Raw genomic sequence first — 515 nt, 5'->3', positions numbered from 1 at the left:
GATTTGATCTTCTGGTACCTGCATTTGTTTTAGTAGATTTCCTCTCTCATGTGCGTATGCGTTCTTCCAAAATTTTGCACCATCAAATGTAGAGATTTTTTTTGATTTTACCAAACATCATCAACCTCATCAAAAACTTTGTATTCTAGTTCGGGTGGTTTCTTGAAGAACTTTAGTCTTGCAACATCCCTTGCAAAGAACAAATCCAAAGTCCAATCTATTAGAACACGTAACCGTTTGTCCCAGTTTGGGATCTTGGATAGGTATACATTTCTCCAGATCAACCAGGCCCAAAAACCTGCAATATTTCTTCCAAGAATGTTGGCTATGCCAGTTCGTTTTCCAATGATTGCCATCTGTCCTTTTGATTTGTATACAAATTTCCTTTTTTCTCTGTTTTTCATTAACGCGGATAGGTTATGTGCGGCCGTTTTAGCTTGCACTACTGCTAACTGAGCAGTTGGCGCGTATGGTCGTTTTGTTTCTGGGTCTAGGAAATTTGCACAATCTCCTAT

1 protein-coding gene is annotated in these 515 nt (G+C 38.8%); it reads right to left on the bottom strand.

The window, feature by feature from the left end; genetic code table 11:
• Positions 1-107 precede the first annotated feature (107 nt).
• The coding region (locus V3W49_RS23130) for a hypothetical protein (RefSeq protein WP_500148334.1) at positions 108-515 on the bottom strand (408 nt) is incomplete at its 5' end.

It is taken from the genome of Rosenbergiella sp. YN46 (genome assembly GCF_036620675.1).
In the GTDB taxonomy this organism is placed as follows: domain Bacteria; phylum Pseudomonadota; class Gammaproteobacteria; order Enterobacterales; family Enterobacteriaceae; genus Jejubacter.
This window is presented reverse-complemented; position numbering and strand designations above follow the sequence as displayed.